The following is a 24824-nucleotide window of genomic DNA, read 5'->3' on the forward strand; positions in this document are numbered from 1 at the left end:
GTCAGTTTAGCGCCTTGGCAGTTCCAATGCCACGGAAAGCCCTTCCTGGCCGGGCAGGCTTACGGCAATAAATAAGCGCGCAAAATAGGGTTGGATGGATTATTATTTTCTTGCCGCCGCCTTGATTGTCGCCCCGATAAATGAGGACCGATGAAATCCTTCAAGCTGATACAGCCCTACCTGATCGCCAACCGTACCAGCATCCTGTTCGGCCTGTTGTGCCTGATCGTGGTGGATCTTCTCCAGCTTTTCATCCCCCGCGTCATCAAGCGGGCGGTGGACGACCTCACCTTCATGCAGGTGGATCGCAGCACCCTGTTGGATTATGCCCTGATCATCCTGAGTCTGGGGATGTGTATCGGTTTTTTCCGGTTTTTCTGGCGCCGCTGCCTTCTGGGCACCGCCCGCAAGACCGAAGAATTGCTGCGCAACCGGCTTTTCTCCCATATCCAGACCCTGTCGCCGGCCTACTTCGACCGGATGCGCACCGGCGACCTCATGGCCCACGCCACCAACGACATCCAGCAGGTGCGCATGGCCTCCGGAATGGGACTGGTGGCCCTGAATGACGCCTTGTTTTTAGGATCGGCGGCCATCGGCTTCATGATTTACATCAATCTGGAACTGACCCTGTACGTGCTGATTCCCATGCCCCTGATCGTTTTGGGCACCCGTTATTTCAGCCGGCGCATGCACCGCCGCTACCAGCGCGTACAGGGTGCCTTCAGCGAACTCACCGAAGCGGTCCGGGAACGCTTTGCCGGTATCCGCGTCGTCATGGCCCATAACGCCCAGGCTGCCCAAACCAGAGAAATAACCCGGATCTCTATGAGGTATGTTCGGGAAAACATCGACCTGGTGAAGGTCACCGCCGCATTTTTCCCGCTGATGATGCTGCTCACCAACCTGAGCCTGGCCATCGTCCTGTTTCAGGGCGGCCGCCAGACCATTTTCGCCCGAATCACCCCCGGCGATTTTGTGGCATTCATCAGCTACCTGGGCCTGCTCACCTGGCCCATGATGGCCCTGGGCTGGGTGACCAATCTTATCCAGCGCGGCCGGGCCTCCCTGGACCGGCTGGACGGCATTTTCAGCACCCGGCCCGAACTGGCCGACCCTCAGGACCCCATTTCCATTTCCGGGTTTGATCGAAAGCTGACCTTCGAAAACGTCTGTTTTTCTTATGACCCGAGTCGGGGCAAAGTTCTCGACCGCATCGATCTGGAACTTAAAAAGGGTCAGACGGTGGGCGTGGTGGGACCGCCGGGTGCCGGAAAAACCACGATGATGCTTTTATTGATGCGCCTTTACGATGTGCGCTCAGGCAGCATTCGCATCGACGGAACAGACATCCGGAAATTGAAGATCAATACGCTGCGATCACTCCTGTCCATTTCTCCCCAGGAACCCTTTCTGTTCGCCGGCACCGTTCGGGAGAATATCATTTTCGGCGGCAAAGGGATAACGGAGGCGGACCTGCAACGGGCAACGACCCTGGCAGCGCTGGACAGCACCATCGAAGAATTGCCCCACGGGTTTGACACGGTGGTCGGGGAAAAGGGCGTAATTTTATCCGGCGGACAGAAACAGCGCGTAGCCCTGGCAAGGGCACTACTCAATGACGCCCCCATCCTGGTTCTCGACGACCCGGTGAGCCAGGTGGACACGCACACCGCCGCCCGCATCGTAAACACGCTGCGGACAATGGCCGGAGAGAAAACCCTGATCATCATTTCCCACCGGCTGTCGGCTGTACGTCATACGGATCAAATCATTGTAATGGAAAGGGGGCGGATCATCACCGCAGGCAGCCACGCGCAATTGTTGGCCGCCGGCGGATATTATGCCCGGGCCTGGGGGCTCCAGGAACTCGAAGATGCGATTTGACTACGGCTACGACGAAGAGCAGCGACTGGGGAAGCCCTATGACTTGAAACTGCTTCGCCGCGTCCTTCCCTATGCGGCCTCCCACCGGGTCAAGCTGGCTGTTTCCGTAACGTTGGTGGTGGCCATTACGCTCCTGGAGTTGTCGGTCCCTTACATCACCAAGGAGATCATCGACCGCCATATCGTTCCCCGGCACCGCATCACCGGCGATGCAGGCAGTGCTAAAAATAACGGTGGGCAGTCGCTGTCAGTTGACCTGAATGATCCTGTCGCTGCCGAGGTGGTTGACCGGCAAAAAAAATGGTTTCAAATCCGGGGAGACCATGCGGAAATCCGGATGACAGACCTCGACCGTCTCGACCGGTCCAGCTTGAGCCGGTTGCGCCACACGGATCTTTCGGGCCTGCTGCGCTTCTCCGGTCTCTTCATGGGGGTGGTGGTGGCCATTTTCATTTTCACCTTTATCCAGAACCTGATCATGGAAATTGCCGGCCACCGCATTATGCACGATCTGCGTATTGACCTTTATCGCCACATCCAGGACATGCCCCTGCGCTTTTTCACCCGCAACCCCGTGGCCCGGCTGGTGACCCGGGTGACCAACGACATCCAGAACATGGACGATCTGTTCACCTCTTTTATCTCCATGGTGTTCAAGGATATGTTTCTGCTGGCGGGCATCGCCATCGTGCTGCTTGCCATGGATTGGCGCCTGGCGTTGCTGACCTTTGTCGTCCTGCCCCTGGTGGCGGCAACGGCATTCGTATTTTCCCGTAAGGTTAGAGACGTATTTCGGGAGTTGCGCATCCAGGTGGCCCAAATCAACACCCGTTTTTCCGAAACCATCGCCGGCATCAAGGTGATCCAGACGTTTCGCCGGGAACGGGAGAACTTCGATGCATTTGCCCGGCTGAATCACGACAACTACCTGGCAGGCATGCGCCAGATCAACATCTTCGCCGTGTTTATGCCCATCATCGAAATGCTGGGCGTTACCGCCATCGCCATCGTGATCTATTTCGGAGGCGCACATGCACTGGACCAGCGTGTGAGCATCGGGGTGCTGGCAGCCTTCATCGCCTATATGAAAATGTTTTTCCGTCCCATACGGGACCTGGCGGAAAAGTACAACATCCTGCAAAATGCCATGGCTTCCGCAGAACGGATTTTTCTGCTCATGGACACCCGGACCAACCCTTTATCCGAGCCACCCGATGTTCAAATTCCCGGGCCGCTGGAACGCATCCGTTTTGCGTCAGTATCCCTGGCCTACAACGAAGGCGAATCCGTTCTAAAGGACATCAATCTGACGATCAATGCCGGGGAAACAATCGCCATTGTCGGTGCCACCGGCTCAGGCAAGACATCGCTGGTGAACCTGCTAGTGCGCTTTTATGAGCCCTCCGCAGGATTCGTATCCTTTAACGGCATCGACTGCAGGCTGATACGGCCGGATGTGCTGAGAAAACGAATTGCCCTGGTCATGCAGGACCCGTTCCTGTTCACCGGCACCTTGCAGGCGAATATCTTCTTTGCGGCCAACGGCCTTTCCCCCCAGCAGCAGGCGAATATCATTGATGCATCCCGCTGCCGGGATCTGGTCGCCCGCTTCCCGGACGGACTGGATACCCTTATCTCGGAAGGCGGCGCATCCCTGTCCAGCGGCGAACGCCAGCTTATTTCGGTTGCCCGCGCCTTTTCAGCAGATCCGGAGTTGATCATTCTCGATGAAGCTACCTCCTATGTGGACTCTCAGACAGAAATGCACCTGCAGGAGGCCATCGCCAACCTCATGCGCGGCCGCACCTGCGTGGTGGTGGCCCACCGCCTCACCACCGCCCGCACCGCCGACCGGATTGTGGTGCTCAACAACGGCGTGATGGTGGAAACTGGTGATCATGCGTCTCTGATGGCACGGCAGGGTTTTTATTACCGGCTCTATCATCTTCAGGACAGCGGATCCTGAGGGGCTTCGACATCGGCTTCAAGGCTTCGTATTATATAAATTTTTCAATATGTTAATCGTCTTTTTAATGTGGCTTCCAGCGGCCACATAAGTCTTGCCAAAATCGGTTAGGCATGTTAGGTTAAGCGCGTTTTTCTGGTTCCCGGAAAAATGTCGAGGATTCAACTCTTACATCAATTCGATTGTTTTTTATCATATGACCCAACAGTGCAGCGGCATCTGGTAATGGATCATCAGTGCCCCCCATCGTTAATCATTAACTAAAAGGAGGATTGGATAGATGGCTTACGATGCGGTTAATATGGCGGACTGGCAGATATCTGAAGCAGCTGAAGAAAATATGCCGACGCCGGAACAATGGCAGGAGAAGCTGGGGCTCCAGAAAGATGAAATGCTTCCCATGGGGCGTCTGGCAAAAATCGACTTCCTGAAAGTAATCGACCGACTGAAAGACAGACCCGACGGGAAATACATCGAAGTCACCGCCATCACCCCCACCCCGCTGGGTGAAGGCAAAAGCACCACCTCCTGCGGACTGATGGAAGGCCTTGGGAAACGTGGCGTCAACGTGGGCGGCGCACTGCGTCAGCCCTCCGGCGGCCCCACCATGAACGTCAAGGGAACCGCGGCCGGCGGCGGCAACTCCCTGCTGATCCCCATGACCGAGTTCTCCCTGGGCCTCACCGGCGACATCAACGACATCATGAATGCCCACAACCTGGCCATGGTGGCCATGACGGCCCGCATGCAGCATGAGCGCAACTACAACGACGAACAGTTGGCCCGCCTCACCGGCATGCGCCGCCTGGACATCGATCCTACCCGCGTGGAAATGGGCTGGATCATCGACTTCTGCGCCCAGGCCCTGCGCAACATTGTCATCGGCCTGGGTGGTCGCCTTGACGGCTATACCATGCAGTCCAAGTTCGGCATCGCTGTGGGCTCCGAGTTGATGGCCATCCTGGCCGTGGCCACCGACCTGGCCGACCTGAAAGAACGCATCAACAATATCACCGTGGCCTTCGACAAGAGCGGCAAGCCGGTCACCTGCCGCGACCTGGAAGTGGGCAACGCCATGGCCGCCTTCATGCGAAACACCATCAACCCGACCCTCATGTGCACCGCCGAGTACAACCCCTGCTTCGTGCATGCCGGCCCCTTCGCCAACATCGCCGTGGGCCAGAGTTCCATCATCGCCGACCGCGTCGGCCTGAAGCTGTTTGACTACCATGTCACCGAGTCCGGTTTTGCCGCCGATATCGGTTTCGAGAAGTTCTGGAACGTGAAATGCCGCTTCTCCGGCCTGAAACCTCACGTTTCCGTCCTGACCTCCACGATCCGCGCCCTGAAAATGCATGGCGGTGGCCCCAAGGTCGTTGCCGGCAAAGCCCTCGACGATGCCTACACCAAGGAGAACCTCAAGCTGGTGGAACAGGGATGCGAGAACATGGTCCACATGATCGGCGTGATCCGCAAAGCAGGCATCAACCCGGTGGTCTGCATCAACCGCTTCTACACCGATACCGATGCCGAATGCGCCATCGTTCGCAAGGCTGCCGAGGCCGCCGGTGCCCGCTGCGCTGAGTCAAAACACTGGGAAAAAGGTGGCGACGGCGCTCTGGAATTCGCCGACACCGTTATCGAGGCCTGCGAAGCGGGCAACAACTTCGACTTCCTCTACCCGTTGGAGATGAAGCTGCGCGACCGCGTGGCGACCATCGCCAAGGAAGTCTACGGCGCCGATGGTGTGGATTGGGCACCGGAAGCCAATGCGAAGGCCGAAATGCTGGAAAACGATCCCAAGTATGCCGATTTCGCCACCATGATGGTCAAAACCCACCTCTCCCTGAGCCACGACCCGGTCAAAAAAGGTGTGCCCAAGGACTGGCGGCTGCCCATCCGCGACGTGCTGATTTACTCCGGCGCCAAGTTCCTCTGCCCCTGCGCAGGCACCATCAGCCTGATGCCGGGAACCAGTTCGAACCCCGCCTTCCGCCGCATCGACGTCGATCCGGCAACGGGAAAGGTGACCGGTCTGTTTTAAACCGCACCGACAGCTTAAACAAGTATCGGCCCGGGCGTTTCGCCCGGGCCTTTTTTATTGTAAATCATTGACAAAAATCGAAAAACACACTTAAGATGGGGCAAATAAAAACCGATATGCCCACGGGGAACCGATGGAAAAAATCACCGACGACACCATACGCCATACAATCGGGTCCACGCTCATCGAAACCTTCGACGCCATGATGTCCATGGCCTTGGAAATGGAAGGCGATGGCGTGCCCGCCGGCCTCGACAAGGACCGGATGGTGGGAACCATCCATTTCGGCGGTGAAGTGGTAGGGGTGATGAGTTTCAATCTATCCGAGGCATTCGCCCGAAGCGTCACTGCCGCCATGCTGGGAATCGAAGCCAATGAGATAAAAAGTAATGAGGAAATTAATGACGTCATCGGAGAGTTGGCCAACATCATGGCCGGGAATCTGAAGACGGAATTTCTCGACGCCGATCTCGCCTGCGTCATATCAACGCCGTCTATTACGTTCGGAAGCGATTTCAAAATCGACCCGGTAGATATCGCCCCACCTTTAAATTTAACGTTCCGGCACCAGGATGAATATGTACTGGTAGAATTATGCGCCAGGGAGGAAATCGGCGCCAAAGAAGATATTATGAGCGATCTGTCCAGCGATGTCATCATGGAGCGGGTCGCCGGGGTGGACATCAAGACAGCCATCGTCAACTCCGTTATCGACGTCTTCTACACCATGCTGGACATGGAAGTCGAGGCCATTCAGCAGGTCCCCGACTCCTTTACCGAAGAGATGCGAACCGTAGGATCGGTTACCTTCGCCGGCGAGGTTGACGGCATGTTCAATATCCAGGTCAATGATAGTTTCGGCAAGGAGATGACAGCAGCTATGCTGGGCATGGAGGCCGAGGAGGTCGAAAGCAAGGAAGAGGTCTACGATGTCATCCGCGAAGTGAGCAATATCATCGGCGGGAACCTCAAGTCCAAATTTGTGGATGCAGGGCTTTCCTGCGTGTTATCCACCCCCTCCATCACCAACGGTCGCGACTTCAAAGTGAGCCCCACCAACGTCATTACGCCTGCCCGATTTCTCTTTTCCCATAAAGATAGCATCATCATCGTTGAAGCCGGTGTCAAACGGGAAAAAGCGGCTGCCGTTGAAAAAGAAGATGCAACCGCAGAAGAAAGCGCACAGACGAAAAAGATCCAAACCGTTTTATCGGCCGACACCGGCAGCGAAATGGATCAGTTCAAAAACCTCGGTCTCGTCATGGATATTCCCCTTCAGGTCACCGTTGAACTCGGACGTTCCCGAAAACGGATAAATGATGTACTCAAAATGGGAGCAGGCTCAGTGGTGGAGCTGGAACAGATGGAAGGAGAACCGGTTGACATCCTGATCAACCAGACATTGATCGCCAAGGGTTTTGTGGTGGTGGAAAAAGAGAAGTACGGTATACGTATCAGTGAAATTGTCAGTCGTAAGGAGCGGATGAAGAGCATTCGCTGAACCGCGAAAGCAAACTTATTCCCCGTCGCTTGCGGCTTGCCGCAGGGAAAATTCAATTAGGTTCGGACAAAACGGCCTGTACCGGATCAATTCATCTTCGTGGGAGACACCGCCCCTTCATAAATGACCAGATCCATTAACCCCATCTCCTCAGCAGGGATCCGTTCTTCCAGAAGTTCAAGCAATCGTCCCTTTCTGATTTCGAAATCGGGCATCAACGATACCCCGTCAATCGACAGATCAACCGTTGAATAACTATCCATAGGGTTTTCTGTGCGGTTGAGCATGTTGATGGCGGAATCCCAATCGTTGAGCCGAAGTGCTGTTTTGACGATCTCTTGGAGCTCTTTCACATTTCCCGGCCACCGGTGCGTCTTCATCATTGCCATGTGCGCAGCCGAGGGATAGGTAAATCCATCCTGGTGTTCACTCCGAGCAAAACGGTTCAAAAAATAGTCAACCAACGGCGAAATGCGCTCCGGGCTATGGTGAAGCGGTGGGATATGAATGGACAAACCACTCAACAATTCACAAAGTTTTGGATTAAAGGTTCCGGCCGCCACGCAGTCCTCCAACGGTCGAGTGGAGGTAGAAAAAATCAGCAGCCCTCCCTTTGTCCTGCTTGATGAAAAGGGGGATGATTGAAACTTCCGATTGACCAGCGCCAACAGGCTGCCCTGCAATGCCATGTCCATCTCATCGACGGAATGCAGGTACAGCACGCCTTGGTAGAAAAGCCTGAACAAATTGAAGCTGCTGACGTTCTTACGGGGAGCAACCTGGTTGAAGCAGGGGGTGTTACCGTTCCCGTCGGGGACGGAAAGCATGGGACAGTTCACTTTAATGAAGGGGGTCCCGCGGTGGGGAGAGCGGTCATACAGCAGCCTGACCATGGCCTCCTTGCCCAGCCCCTTCTCCCCGGATAAATGCAACCCCAAGCTGGCATTGCCCATCGTTTCGATGATCGTGTAAAAAATGCCTGCATTATCGGTATTAAAAATTGGCAGTATCACCTTTGGATCTCTTTCCCGCAATGAACGTTGGGCTAAATAAGTTTTACAAGGCCTTTTCCCGGCCAGCGGACCGGTCCCGACGTCTGCCGGGTGCTTGAGAAAACAGGGATTGTATTTCAAAGTACTTCCGACCAGCGGGTGGTCTCACCACGGTTGCTAAAATGACGGGATTCCGATTAAAAAGCAACCCTCATTTTACATTTATAAAATACGTATTTATTTACGTACTGAGAGAATCTTCAATTGATCAAAGAAACTTCCTTGATCACCTGACCACTGCTGTAAAAAGGCCCTGTCAGCGGAGAACGCTGGAAGGGAGAAACCCACCGATGAGGTGCCTCGGAAAAAATGTGGGTGGATTCGGTTCGATGAAACCCACCGGATGACTGTTTTCTTGACAGATGATGCCAAACGTGTTTTTGACGGTTTCGCAATAACTGGCTGTTTCGCGCTCACCGGATAGGCAATGCCGATATTTTTTTAGCGCGCCGGCTATAATCCAAATTCAGGCATGGAACCCTGTCGTTCATCATGCCATCGCGACAAAAAAGGAGAGATAAATGAAAATCCTGGTCGGTTATGACGGGTCCAATTCGGCCAAAGATGCCTTGGCTCTGGCAAAAAAGCACGCTACCGCATTCGATGCAAAAGTAATCATCGTTTCATCGCTGACCGGCGGAAGCGTCACTCACGCCGTAGAAGTTGAACATGCCACCGAAAATCTGGAATCGGCAAAAAAAATGGTTGACGATGACGGCATCGCGTGTGAGACCAAACTTCTGGTGCGCGGTATGACCCCTGGAGAGGATCTCGTCGATTATGCCAAGGAAAAGGCGATTGATGAAATCATCATCGGCATCAAACGCCGTTCCAAGGTGGGCAAGCTGCTCTTCGGATCCAACGCCCAATATGTAATCATTAAAGCCCATTGCCCCGTTGTCACCGTTAAATAATTATGATCGGGGCGGAGTTTCTCTCCGCCCCGATCCAATGATATTCGCCAGTTGTATTTAAAAGGACGCCCCGTGATCATCGCCGGCCTCACCGGAGGCATTGCCACCGGTAAATCGACGGTCTCCAGATTCCTTTCCGAAGCTGGTGCCCTGATCATCGACGCCGATAAAATTTCCAGGGAAGTCGTCAGTCAGGGTACCGCCGGCTACAATGAGATTCTCTCATTTTTCGGACGGACGATTCTTCTTCCCGACGGGGAAATTGACCGCAAACGCTTGGGTGAGATAATTTTCAATGACCCGGAGAAAAAAGCGCACCTGGATGCCATCGTTCACCCGCGGGTCTTTGAACGGTCAGCGGAAATGATCGCTCAAATTTCCACCCAGACACCCGACGCGGTGGTAATCTTGGATATCCCGCTGCTTCTGGAGGCGGACATGGGAAACGATCTTGCAGAACTCATTGTTGTTTATGTCCCCGAAATCCTTCAGTTGAAACGACTCATGAAGCGTGACGGTATCGATGAGCAAGCCGCCATGGCACGGATTCGTTCCCAGATGCCCATCGAGGAAAAGCGTAAACGAGCCACTGTTGTCATTGACAATAGCCGCACCCTGTCCGATAGCCGGAGGCAGGCGCTGGCGGTTTTTAACCGCCTGAAGCAAAGGTCGAAAAATGGCACGGAATGAGACACATGGCCGTTGCAACCTTTTTCAAAACCGATCAACCCGTTTACCTCGTGGTTGTTATCATCCACGGCCCGGTTTAACCGACCGTTTTCGTTTGACACTTTTTCTGTCCTGCCTTATATTGGTTTCCGTTTGAGAGGCTAATTCAGATTGACACCTGAACACGACCCCGCCTGAGGCGAGATGACGCGTTTTAAGCCGCCCGATGGTCGTTCCATCTTGCCTTATTTATGAATCCTCGTTTCGGCAAATTGGAAACAATGCCCAAGGCATAAGCAATAAATTGGTTGGTTCCGCCCGCACACTGGTTAACCCGGAGGCAGTCTGGCATCCATGCGACACAATTTGACGAGCCGGAAACGGCTTTATGAACAGCACCTGCACACATTGAATGAAATATCCCAGGCCCTCGGTGAAAAGGACGGATATACCCAGGCCCACGGCCACCGGGTTGCCCTTTATGCCATGCGTTTAGCCCGGCGGTTGGGGTTTTCCCCGCAAGATATCCGCAACATCGGCATCGGCGGTTTATTTCATGATGTGGGCAAATTGGCCTTGAGCGATCGAATTTTCACCAATCGGGAGACCCAACTGCCCAGTGATCTCCAGCAGGAAGTCCGCTGCCACCCGCTGATCGGTGCCGCCTTTCTCAAGAACATCGACTTTCTGAAACCGGCTGTTGATTTTGTGCTGTTTCACCACGAGCGGGAGGACGGCAATGGATATCCCTTTGGCCTCAAGGCTGGAGAAATTCCGCCAGGCGCAAAAATTGTCAGTATTGCGGACTGCTTTGATGCGGTTACCACGGACCGGCCCTATCAGAAAGGGCAATCGATTGCATCCGCCTATGAAATCCTTCGTGAAGGTTGCCGCCGCTATTTCTGTGAAGAGTACGTAGAGACATTTATCGAAGAGATTGAAGAGAACGGAATCATTCCGGACACCGGCCCCGATCCGCAACTTGCTGACAAACTGGTTCGGTCGGCCGCCAGCTGCAGCGTTAGGCAAGCCAACACCTAACCCACTATTATTTTAATTCAGTTCGATAACGGACCGCGTGCGGTCTATTTTTTTTGGTTAAACGAGCAAAGACGAAACGCATATGGATCGACATTTTTTGGAAGAACTCGGAAAACGGCGGACCTTCGGCATCATCAGCCACCCGGATGCGGGGAAGACCACATTGACGGAAAAGCTGCTCATGTTCGGCGGCGCTATCCAGATGGCCGGTGCCGTGAAGGCCAAACGGGCTGGACGCTACGCCACCAGCGACTGGATGGCTATCGAAAAAGAGCGCGGCATCTCAGTGACCACATCGGTCATGAAATTTAATTACAGCGGTTTCGAAGTGAATCTGTTGGACACACCCGGCCACCAGGATTTTTCCGAAGATACCTACCGTGTGCTCACCGCCGTGGACAGCGCCCTCATGGTAATTGACAGCGCCAAGGGTGTGGAGCCCCAGACTGAAAAACTCATGGAGGTGTGCCGCATGCGCAACACCCCCATCATGACCTTCATCAACAAACTGGACCGTGACGGGTTGTCTCCTCTGGATATCCTTTCGGATATTGAAGAAAAACTCCAAATCGAATGCGCACCTCTCTCCTGGCCCATCGGTATGGGTAAGCGTTTTCGAGGGGTTTACAATCTGTACCACCGGCAGCTTCACCTGTTCAGCCCCGGCGGGCAGACCCGCCACCAGAATGGAATCCTGATTACCAACCTGGCCGACCCCCGCCTGGATGAAATGCTGGGCAGCCAGGCCGGGGAATTGCGCAACGATGTGGAACTGTTGGAGGGAGCTGCCAATCCCTTCGAACTGGACCAGTACCTCAAGGGCAGTCAGACGCCGGTATTCTTCGGCAGTGCCATCAACAACTTCGGTGTGCGGGAACTATTGGATGCCTTTGTGGAAATGGCCCCGTCTCCCAGGGCTCGGCCGACCACGACCCGCGAGGTCTTGCCCGAAGAGGATGCCTTCTCCGGCTTCGCATTTAAAATACAGGCCAACATGGACCCCGCCCATCGGGACCGCATCGCCTTCGTGCGTATCTGTTCAGGCAAGTTCACCCGCGGGATGAAGGTGTTTCAGACGCGCATCGGCAAGCAGGTCACCTTGGCCAATGCCACCATTTTCATGGCTCAGGACCGCGCCCATGTCGATGAGGCCTACCCCGGTGATATTATTGGTGTCCACAACCATGGCACCATCAGCATCGGGGATACCTTCTACGAAAAAGAGCCGCTCAGTTTCACCGGCATTCCCAACTTCGCACCGGACCACTTCCGCCGGGTCCGCCTGAAAAACCCCCTCAAAGCCAAGCAGCTCCTTAAAGGGCTGACGCAATTGGCCGAGGAGGGCGCTGTCCAATTCTTCCGTCCATTGCTGGGGAACAATTATATCCTGGGTGCCGTCGGCATTCTTCAGTTCGACGTGACCATGGCCCGGCTAAAAACCGAGTACACCGTCGATGCCGACTACGAACCGGTGACCTTTGCCGCCGCCCGGTGGGTGACCAGCAACGACAAAAAAAAACTGGCTGCTTTTGAAAAAGAAAAGTATGCGAGCCTGGCCCATGATTCCCAGGGGAAACTGACCTACCTGGCTGCCAGTTTGTGGCGCCTTGAAAATGCTATTGAGGAGTGGCCGACGATCAGTTTCCATAAAACCCGCGACCTGGCAACTTGAAACTGCCGTCAGCCTGGCTGGGATGGCAATCCCAGGATTGCGAAAAAAAATAATTGCACAAGGCTAACGAATCCGGTCGCTGCCGCCGGAGATAGTGTCGGAACCATCAATGGAGAGGAGGTATGATCTGAGGTTGGACCGCTTTTTCTTGATACCCAATTTCCTTCGAATGGTATAGCGGACCGCCTCGATGGTTCGGGCGGACAGCCCCAGGATCAACGCGACGTCCTTGGTGGTCTTTCCCTGTTTGACCAGGTTGGCCACCTGGATTTCAGAGGGCGTGAAATTCAGGAAATGCCTGGACATGCTCCGGGACAAGGGAGAGATGATTTCGTTGAGATTGGACTCCACCAGGTCGAGATAGACCCGCTGGTACTCATCCATCCGACTGGCCTTGAGCTTTTCCAGGTATGGCAGGATCAGGCTCTTGGCGTTGGTCAGCATTTTCTCTTCCATTTCCATGCGATCGACTTCACGCTTTTGCAGAAGCACCTCTAGGGCTGTATTGACTTCGGACAGGCTTTCGGTTTTCTCCTTCAACTCCTTTTCCCTGGCTTTCAGCGCCGCAGTGGCTTCCATCTCCTTGGTGATGTCCAGAATTATACCGTTGAAAAACAAGCTATTTTCGGTTTCGTCGGATACAGCGACGGAAATGATGTGCAGCCACCGCCACCTCTTTCCCGTGTCGTCGTGAATCCGAACCGTTTCATCCAGCCTGTGGGTGTCGAGCATCTTGAGTCCGGCGGCCAGCAGGCGTTCCCGGTCATCCGGACGGAGCATCTTGAGCCAGGATTGAAAATCAGGCACCTGGGTCGGGTCGACAATTTCCGCAATGGAAGGGCTGATAAAAACCCGCCAGGGCTGGTATGGGGTGTCTGGCCGGTGGCGCAGGCGGAACAACACGAAGTTGGAGGCGCTTTCCATGAAGGAACGCAGGTGGCGTTCGCTTTCTCTAAGCGCCGTTTCCGCCGCCACCTGAGCATCGATATCCCGCAGCACGGTTACCCGGACCTCGCTTCCGTCGATCCGGATCATTTTCCCCTGAATCATCACATGAAACCGGGTGCCGTCCTTTTTCACGGCCACGGCGTGGTAAGGGGCTTCGTAACCGGAAAGCATGTGTTCCCTGACCCGTGCCTGATAGTCCGGTGCGATGACATCCGTACCGAAAATGCCGATCAACTCTTCGCGGGGCGTGTCAAACATGATGGATGCGGTGCGATTGGCGTCGATGCAAACCCCCTTACTGGAAATGAACACCGCTTCAAAGGTGGCATCGGACAGGGCACGGTACCGCTGCCGGTTCTCTTCCAATTCGGTTTCTGTATTCATCAGCCTGCTGATTTCCTGGATCTGGACAAGGAAACAACAGGAGGCCCCTTCCTTATCGGCAACAATAGAGAGATTCAACAGCCCTCGGATGGCTTTTCCAGCCTGGTGGCGGCATACGAGAGAGATCTGGGCGTGGCCTTGTTTGCCGGTCAAAATATCTTGATATAATTCAGAAAGCCGGCACCACTGGTCCGGAGCCATGATGTTTTCCAGACGACGGTCCAGAAGATCATTTTCCGAATAACCGAGCAGGGTGCAAAAGGCTGAATTGACCTTGATGAAACGACCGTCGAGAAAGGTGACGGCTATTCCCGTGCCCGCCTGATGAAATAGGGCACGAAACAGCGGGTCTTCATTCTGAAACGGGTCGTCCGGGAAAAGTTTCGGCAGGTCAGGCCGGGGATATCTTTTCATTTTCCCCTGTTTCTACAGGTTGGTTTCAGAAATGGTTGTCGTGGGTGAACCCATGGGGTTCACGGCGTTTGGGGGCGTTCCCCACTTTTGCGGGATACCCCAATGGAATCAGGGTGACCAGCTCAAATCCATCCGGAACGTTGATCACCACCTTGGCCCGGTCATGGTCGAACAGGCCGACGATGACTGTCCCCAATCCCAGATCATGGGCCATGAGGCAAAGGTTCTGTGTGGCCAGACCCAGGTCATACATCATCCACTCACCAAACTTGGTGGTCTTGAGTCCCTTGTAATAGCCCGAGATTCCGGTTTTGGCACACAGGGCAAGCAGCACCGGAGCCTGAACAATGGCATTGGCGGCCGGATTTCCTTTCGGTGGAAGGGTTGCCTGGAGCTGCGCCTTGATGGCCGGATCCCGGATCACCACCACTTCCCAGCACTGGCAGTTGGTCCATGACGGGGCCCACCGGAGGGCTTCTATTATCTGATTCACCATCGCCTCGGAAACGTCGCGGGCATCGTATTTGCGGATGCTTCGCCTGCCTCTAATAATCTCTAATAAATCAGCCACCCTTTTGGCTCCTTAATAAAAACCCGCCTTTTTCCCGATGGTTCTACAGTTCCGGGACTCCGATCAACCGATATTGAATTGACCCGACTCGATATAGGGCACATCTTCAACATCGATGGCGTGGACGATGGCTTGATTCAGCCTTTTTTTCATCTCCGCCACCACTGGACGTCTTTTGTTGATGGCCATGGCGAAGGCCATGGTTTCCTCCATCAGGGTATCGATGGTGCAGGCCTTTTGAACAATATGATGGTCCACGCATTGGTCTGCAGTCAGTCTGACACCGGTGTACTCCATGTACTCCACCATGTACATGGGCATGGCTTTTTTCAGCAGTTCGTTCATCCCCGGCAGAAAAGGAATACCCAGATCCACTTCGGGGAAGCAGAAAAAGCCGCGATCCGATCGCATAAAACGGAAATCAAAGGCACAGCACATGATGGCACCGCCGGCGAAGGCGTGACCGGAGATTCCGGCCACAGTCACCAGGGGATAGGTGACGAGGCGTTTAAACATGCGGTTGAGCAGGTAAAAGTATTCTTTGGCCAGGGGGATGTCTTTTTTTTGAATAACCGGGACCAGCCATTCCAGGTCGATTCCGTTGGAGAATATCTTTTCATGGGCGGAAGTCACCACCAGGGTGGTCGCATCGGTGGCACTCTCGATTTCATCGAGGACGCCTAAATAGCGGTTGAGAAAATCCGGATTGAACCGATTCTCTCCGTCGTTCAGGGTAATCGTGGCCACATGCTCATTTACCGCGTACTCCACCAGTGTCATGGTCTGCTCCTTGGGATGCGTCGAACGTTGGTCATGGATGGGAATCTATTTCCGGCAACCGCAATATCTGCCTGGCGGCGCTGAAGTTTATCTCCTCGGATTGGCGTTCAGTGCGTTATAGCAAGACAGCGTCGGAGCTGCAAGGAAAAGAATGCGGCTGATGGGCACATTCAAGCGGGTCTTCAAGGATTGGGGGTGAAAGGAATGGATAACGGCTTGGCGGGAAACAAAAAAAAGGCGACCGGTAGCGGGTCGCCTTTCAGTTAAAATAGGTCCGGTTCAATCAGGAGCAACAAGAACCTTTGGTACCGCAGCTGGTACAGCCGGCGCCGAAGTCAATTCCGCACTCCAGCTTGAAGCCGTACTGATGAAAATCCACCTTGATGGGCTGGGCTTTCTCCAGAAATTCCGTGTTCACGATAAATTTAAAACCGTCAATGTCAAACGCCTTGTCCGTATCGGCTAGCTCATCCAGAGCCATGGCCAGGCCGGGGCCCCCTCAGCCGCCTTCGTTGAGGAAAATCCGGATCGGTTTGACATCTTTCCCCTTGAAATACTCGGCAATCTGCTGAACTGCCGGCTGTGTGACTTCAAGCATGATACCCTCCTTGAAAATAAAAAATCGGTCCGAACGGTTTCAGGACCGGAAACCCCCTATTGGTTTCAGGTGTGAAACTTAACCATGTCCATCGGGTTTGTCAATCCCAATTCCGACCGGTATCGACAAGGGATATACGAACGCCGGGTCCATTGCTTTCCGGAAGAACGGAATTTTCATAGAATCCTCGTCTCCTTTGCATTTGGCGACAGGGACACTATCCTAACCGGTCGGATAGATAACGGGTGTAGATGTCAAAATCCGCTGCCGAAAAGAGCGTGAAGATCACTTTCTCGGGCACATCATGGGTATCTATAAAGGTTGCGCAGACATCCACGGCAATTTTACTGGCGTCGGCAATGGGATAACCATAGACCCCGCAACTGATGGCCGGAAAGGCCAGGGTTCGGATCCCGTGATTCATGGCCAACGCCAGGCTGTTGAGGTAACAGCCGGAGAGCAGCCTGCTGTCCTCAGGCCGGCCCCGGTATATCGGCCCCACGGTGTGAATCACATATCGGGCCGGCAGTCGGTAGCCCTTGGTTAAACGGGCTTCACCGGTGGGACACCCGCCGATGGTACGGCATTCGTCAAGCAGTTCGGGTCCAGCGGCACGATGAATGGCCCCATCCACACCGCCGCCACCCAACAGCGACCTGTTGGCCGCATTGACGATGGCATCCACAGCCAATTGCGTAATGTCGCCCTGCCATACTTCCAGTCGGTCTTTCAGGGACATGCGTCGGCCTCCGACAGTAGAATGAAAAAAACCTCGGTTAAAGGTCGTAAAGGGTTTCATCCCGCAGGGGAACCCGTCTGGCGGCTGAAGCTCCCTTCCCCTTTTTTCCCGGAATCACAAACGGGTCTTCACCTTCAAGCAGGTCACCCATCTCTGCCTCGAGTTGCTCCGGGTCTTCGCCGCGCTCCATGCGCCGCAAGGCTTCTTCCATGCCCGCACCCAGTTCCATACCGGTCATGTCGGTAAGTTTTCGCATGAGATCGGCGGCCTGACGCGGATCGTCTTCGTTGATCCGGTCCGCTTCGCTGGCCAGCATCTGCATGGCCTTTTCCATCTTGCCCTCGTCAAAGGCCATCTCTTCACCCTCACCGGTCTCGCTGGCCTTCCCGGTAAAGGCAAAGGCGGACATCTGCCGCTCCAACGTACAGGTTCTGCATCTTGGACATTTCGGTTTTTTGGAGGTATTGATGGTTCTGGAAAAGAAATTGAAAAGAGTATTGCAGTCCGGACAGTAAAATTCATAGATCGGCATAGTTTCTCCGCATTCCGCCTGTTGTTGCATGCTAATAGCTTGTTTATGCAATAAAAGAATCAAAATGGAGCGATCAGAATAATAGAACGCCAATCCGATGATGTCAACGGGTTCAACGGCTATGACAAACAGTTAATGCTTGGATTTAATATAAATATATCGGACTGTTGACATATATCAAATAGATATTCCCCACCGGTGTAACCGGTTGACTTGGTACCGGCCTTCTGTTATGGCAGCCTCGAACAAAAAAACCGATGAAAGGAAACCCAATATGGAAAGAACCTTGTCAATCGTAAAACCCGACGGCGTGGCCCGGGGCGTTATCGGCGAAGTGGTCAAACGGCTGGAAGCCAAGGACCTGAATATCATCGCTATGAAAATGATCCACATGACCAAGGCCCAGGCCGAGGGATTTTACGCCGTGCATCGTGAGCGGCCCTTTTTTGGCAGCCTCACCGATTTCATGTCTTCCGGTCCGGCAGTGGTCATGGTACTCGAGGGAGAAAATGCCATTGCCCGCTATCGTGAACTCATGGGCGCGACCAATTACAAGGACGCGGCCGAAGGCACCATCCGTCGCGATTTTGCCACCGATATCGAAAAAAACGTAGTCCACGGCTCCGACGCCCCGGAAACCGCAGCGTTTGAAATCGGCTATTTTTTCAATGCCTTTGAAATCAACGCCCGATGACAGTCGGCGTCACCCGTGACAACATTACCATCGTCCTGCAGCGACCCCGATATCCCGAGAATATCGGGTCCGCAGCAAGGGCCATGTGCAACATGGGGTTTAGCCGCCTGATCGTAGTGGAACCCGACATCTGGGACGAAGCGCGCATTCGGCGGCTGGCCACCCACGCAGCCGCATCCGTGGTAGACACGGCCCAGCGATTTGATTCACTGGTTAAAGCCCTGGCGCCATTCGGTCATGTGGTCGGCACCACCGCCCGGTTGGGAGGCCTGCGCCCGGTAATCAAGTCCCCTGAATTCCTGGCACGAAACCTCATTTCCATTTCGAAAATCAATCCGGTGGCCCTTCTCTTCGGTCCCGAAGATCGCGGTCTCACCAACGACGACCTGAAACACTGCCACCAACTGGTCAACATCCCCACCGTGGACTTCACCTCCCTGAACCTGGCCCAGGCCGTCATGGTGGTTTGCTACTGCCTGTCCACTGCTGGTCGGACCAGCCTCCCCGCCCATACCCCCCGCCTGGCCAAGCGTATTGAACTGGACCAGATGTACGAGGAACTGACCGCGTCACTGGTTCAAATCGGATACATTAACCCGGAAAACCCCGACTACTGGATGGCCCGTATCCGCCGGTTCTTCTCCCGATTGTCGCTGCGTGCCGGTGAGACCAGCATCATCCGCGGCGTCTGCCGCCAGATTCACCGATACGGGGACAAGCGCTATACCGACGGTTTGGAAAACGGCGGCAACACCCACGCCTGACGATCAGTCGTCCCCAAGGGTCCACTGCGCATGACGATTCCACGGTCCAAAATTAATCGATGGGTAATGCAGGCCGGAATTTCTTTTTCATGATGGGAGACAACGATCAGTCCGGTTGTACCACCGTGGCCGATCCGCTCCAGCAGGCTCAGGACCGTGCGGCGGTTTTCCGGATCCAGACCGGCGCATGGTTCATCCAGAATCAACAGCTTCGGTGATTTCACCATGGACCGGGCGATAAGGATCATCTGCCGCTGACCCTGGGAAAGCCGGTTGAACGGGGTTTGGGAAAGCGCTGAGAGATCCATCTGGGCCAACCGCTGTCGGGCAGTTTTTATCTGTTCGGCATTACAGTGACGATACAGGCCCACCGAGTCGAAGAAGCCTGAGCAGACCACATCCAAGGCAGACATCCGCTTCTGGTATCCGCTGGCCAGATCGTGGCTGACCACGCCCAACCGTTCCCGGATCTCCCACAGGGTTTGTGCGGTCCCCCGATCCTTGCCGAACAGGCGGATCCGGTTGGCATACACCTGCAGGCAGTCGCCGGTGATCAACTTGAGGATCGTCGATTTACCGGCGCCGTTGGGGCCGGTGACGGCCCAGTGCTCGCCATCGTTCACCGACCACGTGAACCGGTCCAACACAATGGTGTCGCCATAACGAACCGTTACCGCCTTCATGTCTATCAGTGGTTCTGACGAAAAGGACCGGCTGGCTTGGCGATCCACAGAACGACGGTTGGTGCGGCGAATGTTTGTCTTTTCACACGCGAATGCCGACTCGGTATTAAACGAGAAAGAAGGCTTGTCGACGGCACCGGCAACTGCGATCCGCCCCCTATCAATGGTGAGTACATGGGTCGTGGTGGAAAGCATCTCCTCGGGACGGTGGGTGATCAGCATAATAGGCAGGCCTGATGCCGCCAGCCGATCAAACATACCCATCAAACCCTGCCGACCCGAACGGTCTAGGCCTTCGAAAGGCTCATCCAGGATCAGCATCATAGGGCGACGGATCAGTTCGAGGGCTACCAGCACCCGGCTCATCTCTCCGGTGGAAACGGCCGAGGCCGGCTTATCCAGCAGGAATTCAAGATTGAGGCGTTCGGCAATATCCGCCAGGCGGATATTCATGTCGGATGGCGGCAGAAGGCCGGCAAGTCGGCGACAGATCAGTCCTCGGACAGTTGTGGCGTCATTGAAACGGCCGGCAAAGCCTCTTGCGTGGTCCAGATCTCTTTCCCGGCGCCAGAAATCGCGCCGGGAATCACTGGCGACGTAGGCAATTGCATCGATGGGCGAAAGGCCGCCAAAGGCATGATAATGGATTTTTCCCTGGACAACCGGCAAACGTCCGGCGATGGCCTTGGCCAGCGTGGTCTTGCCCGCCCCGTTGGGGCCGACCACCGCCCACTGCTCGCCGGTGTTGATCCGCCATGACGATCCGTTGAGCAGCCAACGGTCCCGCAGCCTGACGGCGATATCATCCACGGTGATCAGGGGCGTGGTCATAACCAAAATGCCGCTAAGAATCGACGACGGCTTATTGGCCGTCGTTAAGGTGACGGGCGACGGCATCACCCATTTCCCGGGTGCTCACCGCACTGCCGCCGGCGGCGATGTCGGGTGTCCGGAAGCCCGCTTCCAGCACATGCGCCACAGCGGTTTCCACAGCGTCGGCAGCATCGGACAGATTCAGGCTGTAACGCAGCATCAAGGCGGCGGAGAGAATCTGGGCAATGGGGTTGGCAATGCCCTGCCCGGCAATGTCCGGGGCGCTTCCGCCGGCCGGCTCGTAGAGACCGAACCCGCTTTCGCCGATACTGGCCGACGGCAACAGGCCCATGGAGCCGGTGATCATGGCGCATTCGTCGGAAATGATGTCCCCGAACATATTGCCGCACAGCAGCACATCGAACTGGTGGGGGTCTTTCACCAGCTGCATGGCGGCATTGTCTACATAGATGTGGCTCAGGGTCACATCCGGGTATGCCCGGGCCGTCTCGCTGACCACCTCCCGCCACAGCACCATGGTGGTGAGCACATTGGCCTTGTCCACCGATGCCACCCGCCGGCTTCTCATCCGGGCGGAATCAAAGGCGGCCCTGGCAATGCGCTCGATTTCCAGGCGGGTGTAAACCATGGTATCGAAGGCGCGCTCGTTTGGTCCGCTGCCTTCCCGGCCTTTGGGCTGGCCGAAATAAATGTCGCCGGTCAGTTCCCGGACACACAGGATGTCGAACCCGTCCCTGACGATTTTTGGATGAAGGGGGCTGGCGCCGGCCAAGGCGGGAAAAACCTTTGCCGGGCGAAGGTTGCAAAACAGGTTGAAGTGCTTGCGCAGGGGCAGCAGGGCGCCCCGCTCGGGCTGCTGTGCCGGGGGCAGCGTTTCCCACTTGGGCCCGCCCACGGATCCGAAAAGAATGGCATCGCTGTCCTCGCAAAGACGCAGGGTATCTTCGGGCAGGGCTCTACCGTGCCGATCGATGGCAATACCACCGACATCGGCCGGGGTATAAGCCAGTTGAAAAGCGAATTTTTCCTGAGCGGCGTCAAGCACCTTGAGCGCTTCCTCCATCACTTCGGGACCAATGCCATCTCCAGGTAAAACGGCAATCTTGAACATTTGCAACCATCCAGATTCATTTAAAATGTTAGTGACCGGCGGCGATCATAAAAGGTTGCCCCCAGTTTGTCAACCATCGAAGAACCTACCGTGGATAGACTTAAGGCGATCATGACGGGGGGAGGATATCGGTGTTATTCTGCCCCAATAACCCCCAACCCTTCAATCAACTCATTCCCTATGGGTTGAGTTCCTGGCTGCGTTTTTTTAACAGCCAGTCGATGGCATCGGCCGGGTCGGGCGGTTCCGATGGAGGCGTCGCCACCGCGGCGGCAGGCGGCACGGATGTTGGGGCGGTCTTCGCGGCTGGCGTTGGGCGGGTAGGGCCGTCGACGGTTTCCGGGAATCTGAGGTCCGGGGGCCGACCGGGCATGCGCAACCGGGGTTCGACGGCCAGGGGCGTTTTCTCCGTCTCGGGAAAGGGGTGGCGATCAACCGTTGCCATGCCTGGATCGGCCGTCTGGGAGGCATCGACAACCGGCTGTTCCGATCCGGACGGCTCGCCGGTAATGGGGAAATAGGTTCGATAGGTTTCACGGACCCACTGCCTGGCACGGTCTTTCACCAGATCCGGCGTAAAATAAACGACGCCGCCCAGCACCAGCAATACCACAGCGACGCTGAACACGCGCGCTGCGGTAAACCACGGCCAGCGCTCTTTTTGTATGGGCCGATACCGGGTCTTAGGCGCCGGGGCCCGGATATTGTTTTCCGTTTCCGCTGGCGATTCATCCACGGTAAACGATATTCGCTCACGGCATTGGTTGACAATCTTCCGGTTGATGGTCCGCTTAGCCACCTGGGAGGAAAAAAACATGGCCAGGTCGCAGATGATATTGATCTGCCGGGGAAACCCTTTGGAAAACTCGAAGACCTCTTCCATGGCCGCGCTGGAGAAAATTTCATAGGCGGCGCCGGCGGTTTTCAGGCGGTGGCGGATGTACTCGCAGGTTTCGGCCCGATCCAACGGATCGATGTTGTAGGTAATGGTAATCCGGCGCATCAGCGCCCTGTTTTCCGGCTGGAGCAGGATGCTGTTGAATTCGTTCTGCCCCACGAAAAAGATATTAAGCAGTTTGACGTCCTGCCGCTCGAGATTGGACAGCAGGCGGATCTCCTCCATGAGGTCGTGCTTGAGCCGTTGGGCTTCATCGATGAGTAGCAGGACCGATTTTCTTTCTTCATGGGCATCGTTGAGAAACCGGCTGAAGGGCTCTAAAAAGTCGCTCTTGGTTCGTACTTCGATGGGGAGCCCGAAATATCGGGAAACCATGCGGTAAAAATCGTACTTGCTGAGCCCCGGATCGGGAATTTTAGCGGTGTAGGCCTTGCCGTGGATGTCCTCCACCAGCCGGTTGATCAATGTGGTCTTGCCAGTGCCGACATCGCCGGTCAACAGTAAAAAACCCTTATTGTCCATTACACCGTATTTGAGTGTGGAGAGGGCCTCGCGGTGCTTTTTACCCATCCACAGAAAACTGGGATCCGTGGTGATCTGAAAGGGCTTTTTATTCAGGCCAAAAAAGGATTCATACATGGTCGTTTCCGTTTCGGCGGGTCAGGGGCGAAAGACCGCCTCGATGGCATCGGCCACCGGGTTGGGCTTCCGGACAGGCGATGATTCGGTTTCTGCTTCGATGGTGGCAGGCGTGTAATTTTTCACGCAGGTATACTGTTCCCACCCATTCACCGGTTCGTTCAGATCCACCGAATTCCATTTGGGATGGCCGTTGAATCGAAGCCAGTCCAGGTTTTCCGAGATCAACCGGGCGACATTCCCGATGGTGTCGCAATGGTGGTTGCGGAAATCGTAAGCCACCAGAACAGCCTTGACCGACACGGTATCCACATCGGCCACCTGCCAGGGGTAGGTGCCCGCGGGAATCCGGGATGTCGGGTAGAAGGCACGTATTTTGTCATCGGTGATAGGAACCAGGTGAAGCGCGTCTGAAACGGAAACCTCCAGCGCCAGACGTTCCACAGGAAATCCGTCTACGGTTATCATGGCATCGAGGCTGCCCGCTTTAAGCGCCTCCAGAGCCAGGGAATTACCGATGGCCATCATCTGCCGGGGCCGGACACCCGAAATCTCAAAAAGCAGCCGGCTGGTCAGATAGCTGCCGCTCTCTAAGTTGCCGATGGCCACCCGCTTGCCGTCAAGATCGGTAAAGCTGTGGATCTCCTCTTTGCCAAGGAGGTGAATCTCCTGGTTGTACAAAGGAAAGACCCATTTGATTTTTTCTGCAATAAACTTGAGCCGTGGGTCGCTTTTTACCTTGGCCACAAAGGCCAGCACGTCGGACTGCACCAGCCCCAAATGATTGCCGGGGCGCTGGTAAACGGCGTAGATGTTTTCGACAGACCCGTTCGAATTGAATACCGCCAGATGAATGTTGTTAAGCTTGACCAGCGTTTTTATATCCATGCCGATCTGATGTGCGGTGCTTTTCACGTCCCCGGTGATGATACCCAGAAAGTCCTGTTCATCCTCGGCCGCCTTGGCAGGCAGGGAGCCAATCAGGACCATCACCATCAACCACGCCATCACGATTACGCGTTTGTCCATGGACCATGCCTCTTTGCCGGAATCGCTTTACCGGCGGAAGGATCGCTCATCATTTCAGATTCGGGATCGAAAGTGCCGCCAACGCCGGCATGTCGTTGTGCTGGATATTGAGTGGTTGATGATAGAAGAGTCAAAATCCGGAGTCAATATTAAAACCAGCATTAAACCCAGCTCTCCGGTTGCATTAAATAGCAGACGGATGGTTGAAGCGGCTTAACGATCTTTTTGGGCCGGGGCGGCGTCATGCGCGCTGCCGGCCGCCGGTTGGCTGCATGAATCGGAGATACTGCAGCAGGTGCAGCCGCAGTTACAACCGTCCTTTTGCCTGAATCCTTTATAAAAGATCCGTCCTACATAGACGGCAGCAGCAGCGACAATCACAATGACAATCAATGTTTCCATCATTTTATACCTTTGTATTGCTTGGCGTTGGGGCCGATGCCAGTAATCGGTGCGAAGG

General features: G+C 55.1%; 22 protein-coding genes. 10 read left to right on the forward strand and 12 right to left on the reverse strand.

Features of this window, described 5'->3' with window-relative positions:
* Positions 1-150 precede the first annotated feature (150 nt).
* From ACHZBS_RS01230 to fliN, 4 genes are all read left to right on the forward strand, one after another.
* On the forward strand, positions 151-1887 hold the full coding sequence (locus ACHZBS_RS01230; RefSeq protein WP_319404717.1) for an ABC transporter ATP-binding protein: 1737 nt from the start codon (positions 151-153) through the stop codon (positions 1885-1887).
* Positions 1877-3853 carry an ABC transporter ATP-binding protein gene (locus ACHZBS_RS01235; protein WP_319404718.1) on the forward strand — a complete coding sequence of 659 codons (1977 nt, stop codon included), beginning with the start codon at positions 1877-1879 and terminating at the stop codon, positions 3851-3853. The genes ACHZBS_RS01230 and ACHZBS_RS01235 overlap by 11 nt, the downstream gene beginning before the upstream one ends.
* Positions 3854-4133: 280 nt before the next feature.
* A complete protein-coding gene (locus tag ACHZBS_RS01240) occupies positions 4134-5897 on the forward strand; it encodes a formate--tetrahydrofolate ligase (RefSeq protein WP_319404719.1) in 1764 nt (587 codons plus the stop codon).
* Between the two features lie 133 nt (positions 5898-6030).
* Positions 6031-7398: a flagellar motor switch protein FliN gene (gene fliN, locus ACHZBS_RS01245; RefSeq protein WP_319404720.1), complete on the forward strand. Its 1368-nt coding sequence runs from the start codon at positions 6031-6033 to the stop codon at positions 7396-7398.
* Positions 7399-7484: 86 nt separating this feature from the next.
* Here the strand turns inward: fliN and ACHZBS_RS01250 are convergent, their stop codons facing one another.
* Positions 7485-8411, reverse strand: coding sequence for a sigma 54-interacting transcriptional regulator (locus tag ACHZBS_RS01250; protein ID WP_319404721.1), 927 nt, complete (start codon positions 8409-8411; stop codon positions 7485-7487).
* A gap of 560 nt (positions 8412-8971) precedes the next feature.
* Between ACHZBS_RS01250 and ACHZBS_RS01255 the strand changes: the two genes are divergently transcribed.
* The 4 genes from ACHZBS_RS01255 (at position 8972) to ACHZBS_RS01270 (ending at position 12746) form a co-directional block, all read left to right on the forward strand.
* Positions 8972-9364, forward strand: coding sequence for a universal stress protein (locus ACHZBS_RS01255; protein ID WP_319404722.1), 393 nt, complete (start codon positions 8972-8974; stop codon positions 9362-9364).
* 72 nt (positions 9365-9436) lie between these two features.
* The gene (gene coaE, locus ACHZBS_RS01260; RefSeq protein ID WP_319404723.1) at positions 9437-10054 is read left to right on the forward strand and encodes a dephospho-CoA kinase; all 618 of its coding nucleotides are present in this window, start codon (positions 9437-9439) and stop codon (positions 10052-10054) included.
* Positions 10055-10387: 333 nt separating this feature from the next.
* Positions 10388-11074: an HD domain-containing phosphohydrolase gene (locus tag ACHZBS_RS01265; protein ID WP_319404724.1), complete on the forward strand. Its 687-nt coding sequence runs from the start codon at positions 10388-10390 to the stop codon at positions 11072-11074.
* 82 nt (positions 11075-11156) lie between these two features.
* A complete protein-coding gene (locus ACHZBS_RS01270; protein ID WP_319404725.1) occupies positions 11157-12746 on the forward strand; it encodes a peptide chain release factor 3 in 1590 nt (529 codons plus the stop codon).
* Between the two features lie 63 nt (positions 12747-12809).
* Here the strand turns inward: ACHZBS_RS01270 and ACHZBS_RS01275 are convergent, their stop codons facing one another.
* The 6 genes from ACHZBS_RS01275 to ACHZBS_RS01300 all read right to left on the reverse strand — a co-directional run bounded on the left by ACHZBS_RS01275 (position 12810) and on the right by ACHZBS_RS01300 (position 17712).
* Positions 12810-14492 (reverse strand): PAS domain S-box protein, encoded by a 1683-nt coding sequence (locus tag ACHZBS_RS01275; RefSeq protein WP_319404726.1) that lies wholly within the window; start codon positions 14490-14492, stop codon positions 12810-12812.
* A 25-nt stretch (positions 14493-14517) separates the two neighbouring features.
* Complete coding sequence (locus ACHZBS_RS01280) at positions 14518-15063, reverse strand: nitroreductase family protein (protein ID WP_319404727.1); 546 nt, start codon at positions 15061-15063, stop codon at positions 14518-14520.
* Between the two features lie 63 nt (positions 15064-15126).
* Positions 15127-15843 carry an enoyl-CoA hydratase/isomerase family protein gene (locus tag ACHZBS_RS01285; protein WP_319404728.1) on the reverse strand — a complete coding sequence of 239 codons (717 nt, stop codon included), beginning with the start codon at positions 15841-15843 and terminating at the stop codon, positions 15127-15129.
* Positions 15844-16126: 283 nt separating this feature from the next.
* Complete coding sequence (locus tag ACHZBS_RS01290) at positions 16127-16324, reverse strand: hypothetical protein (RefSeq protein WP_319404729.1); 198 nt, start codon at positions 16322-16324, stop codon at positions 16127-16129.
* A gap of 334 nt (positions 16325-16658) precedes the next feature.
* On the reverse strand, positions 16659-17180 hold the full coding sequence (locus ACHZBS_RS01295; RefSeq protein WP_319404730.1) for an O-acetyl-ADP-ribose deacetylase: 522 nt from the start codon (positions 17178-17180) through the stop codon (positions 16659-16661).
* A gap of 37 nt (positions 17181-17217) precedes the next feature.
* A complete protein-coding gene (locus tag ACHZBS_RS01300) occupies positions 17218-17712 on the reverse strand; it encodes an FmdB family zinc ribbon protein (protein ID WP_319404731.1) in 495 nt (164 codons plus the stop codon).
* Between the two features lie 274 nt (positions 17713-17986).
* Between ACHZBS_RS01300 and ndk the strand changes: the two genes are divergently transcribed.
* Together ndk and ACHZBS_RS01310 are read left to right on the forward strand one after the other, a co-directional pair.
* Complete coding sequence (gene ndk / locus ACHZBS_RS01305; protein ID WP_319404732.1) at positions 17987-18406, forward strand: nucleoside-diphosphate kinase; 420 nt, start codon at positions 17987-17989, stop codon at positions 18404-18406.
* Positions 18403-19170 carry an RNA methyltransferase gene (locus tag ACHZBS_RS01310; protein WP_319404733.1) on the forward strand — a complete coding sequence of 256 codons (768 nt, stop codon included), beginning with the start codon at positions 18403-18405 and terminating at the stop codon, positions 19168-19170. Before ndk ends, ACHZBS_RS01310 begins: the two co-directional genes overlap by 4 nt.
* On the opposite strand, the gene ACHZBS_RS01315 is transcribed toward ACHZBS_RS01310, so the two are convergent.
* The 5 genes from ACHZBS_RS01315 to ACHZBS_RS01335 all read right to left on the reverse strand — a co-directional run bounded on the left by ACHZBS_RS01315 (position 19128) and on the right by ACHZBS_RS01335 (position 24769).
* On the reverse strand, positions 19128-20750 hold the full coding sequence (locus tag ACHZBS_RS01315; protein WP_319404734.1) for an ATP-binding cassette domain-containing protein: 1623 nt from the start codon (positions 20748-20750) through the stop codon (positions 19128-19130). The genes ACHZBS_RS01310 and ACHZBS_RS01315 overlap by 43 nt on opposite strands.
* A complete protein-coding gene (gene leuB, locus ACHZBS_RS01320) occupies positions 20716-21798 on the reverse strand; it encodes a 3-isopropylmalate dehydrogenase (protein WP_319404735.1) in 1083 nt (360 codons plus the stop codon). Before leuB ends, ACHZBS_RS01315 begins: the two co-directional genes overlap by 35 nt.
* Before the next feature lie 178 nt (positions 21799-21976).
* Positions 21977-23335: an AAA family ATPase gene (locus ACHZBS_RS01325; protein WP_319404736.1), complete on the reverse strand. Its 1359-nt coding sequence runs from the start codon at positions 23333-23335 to the stop codon at positions 21977-21979.
* Positions 23336-23356: 21 nt separating this feature from the next.
* Entirely contained in the window at positions 23357-24364 is a 1008-nt protein-coding gene (locus ACHZBS_RS01330) for a TAXI family TRAP transporter solute-binding subunit (protein ID WP_319404737.1), read from the reverse strand.
* Positions 24365-24577: 213 nt separating this feature from the next.
* Positions 24578-24769, reverse strand: coding sequence for a FeoB-associated Cys-rich membrane protein (locus tag ACHZBS_RS01335; protein ID WP_319404738.1), 192 nt, complete (start codon positions 24767-24769; stop codon positions 24578-24580).
* Positions 24770-24824 lie beyond the last annotated feature (55 nt).

The organism is uncultured Desulfosarcina sp. (genome assembly GCF_963664155.2).
GTDB lineage: Bacteria > Desulfobacterota > Desulfobacteria > Desulfobacterales > Desulfosarcinaceae > Desulfosarcina.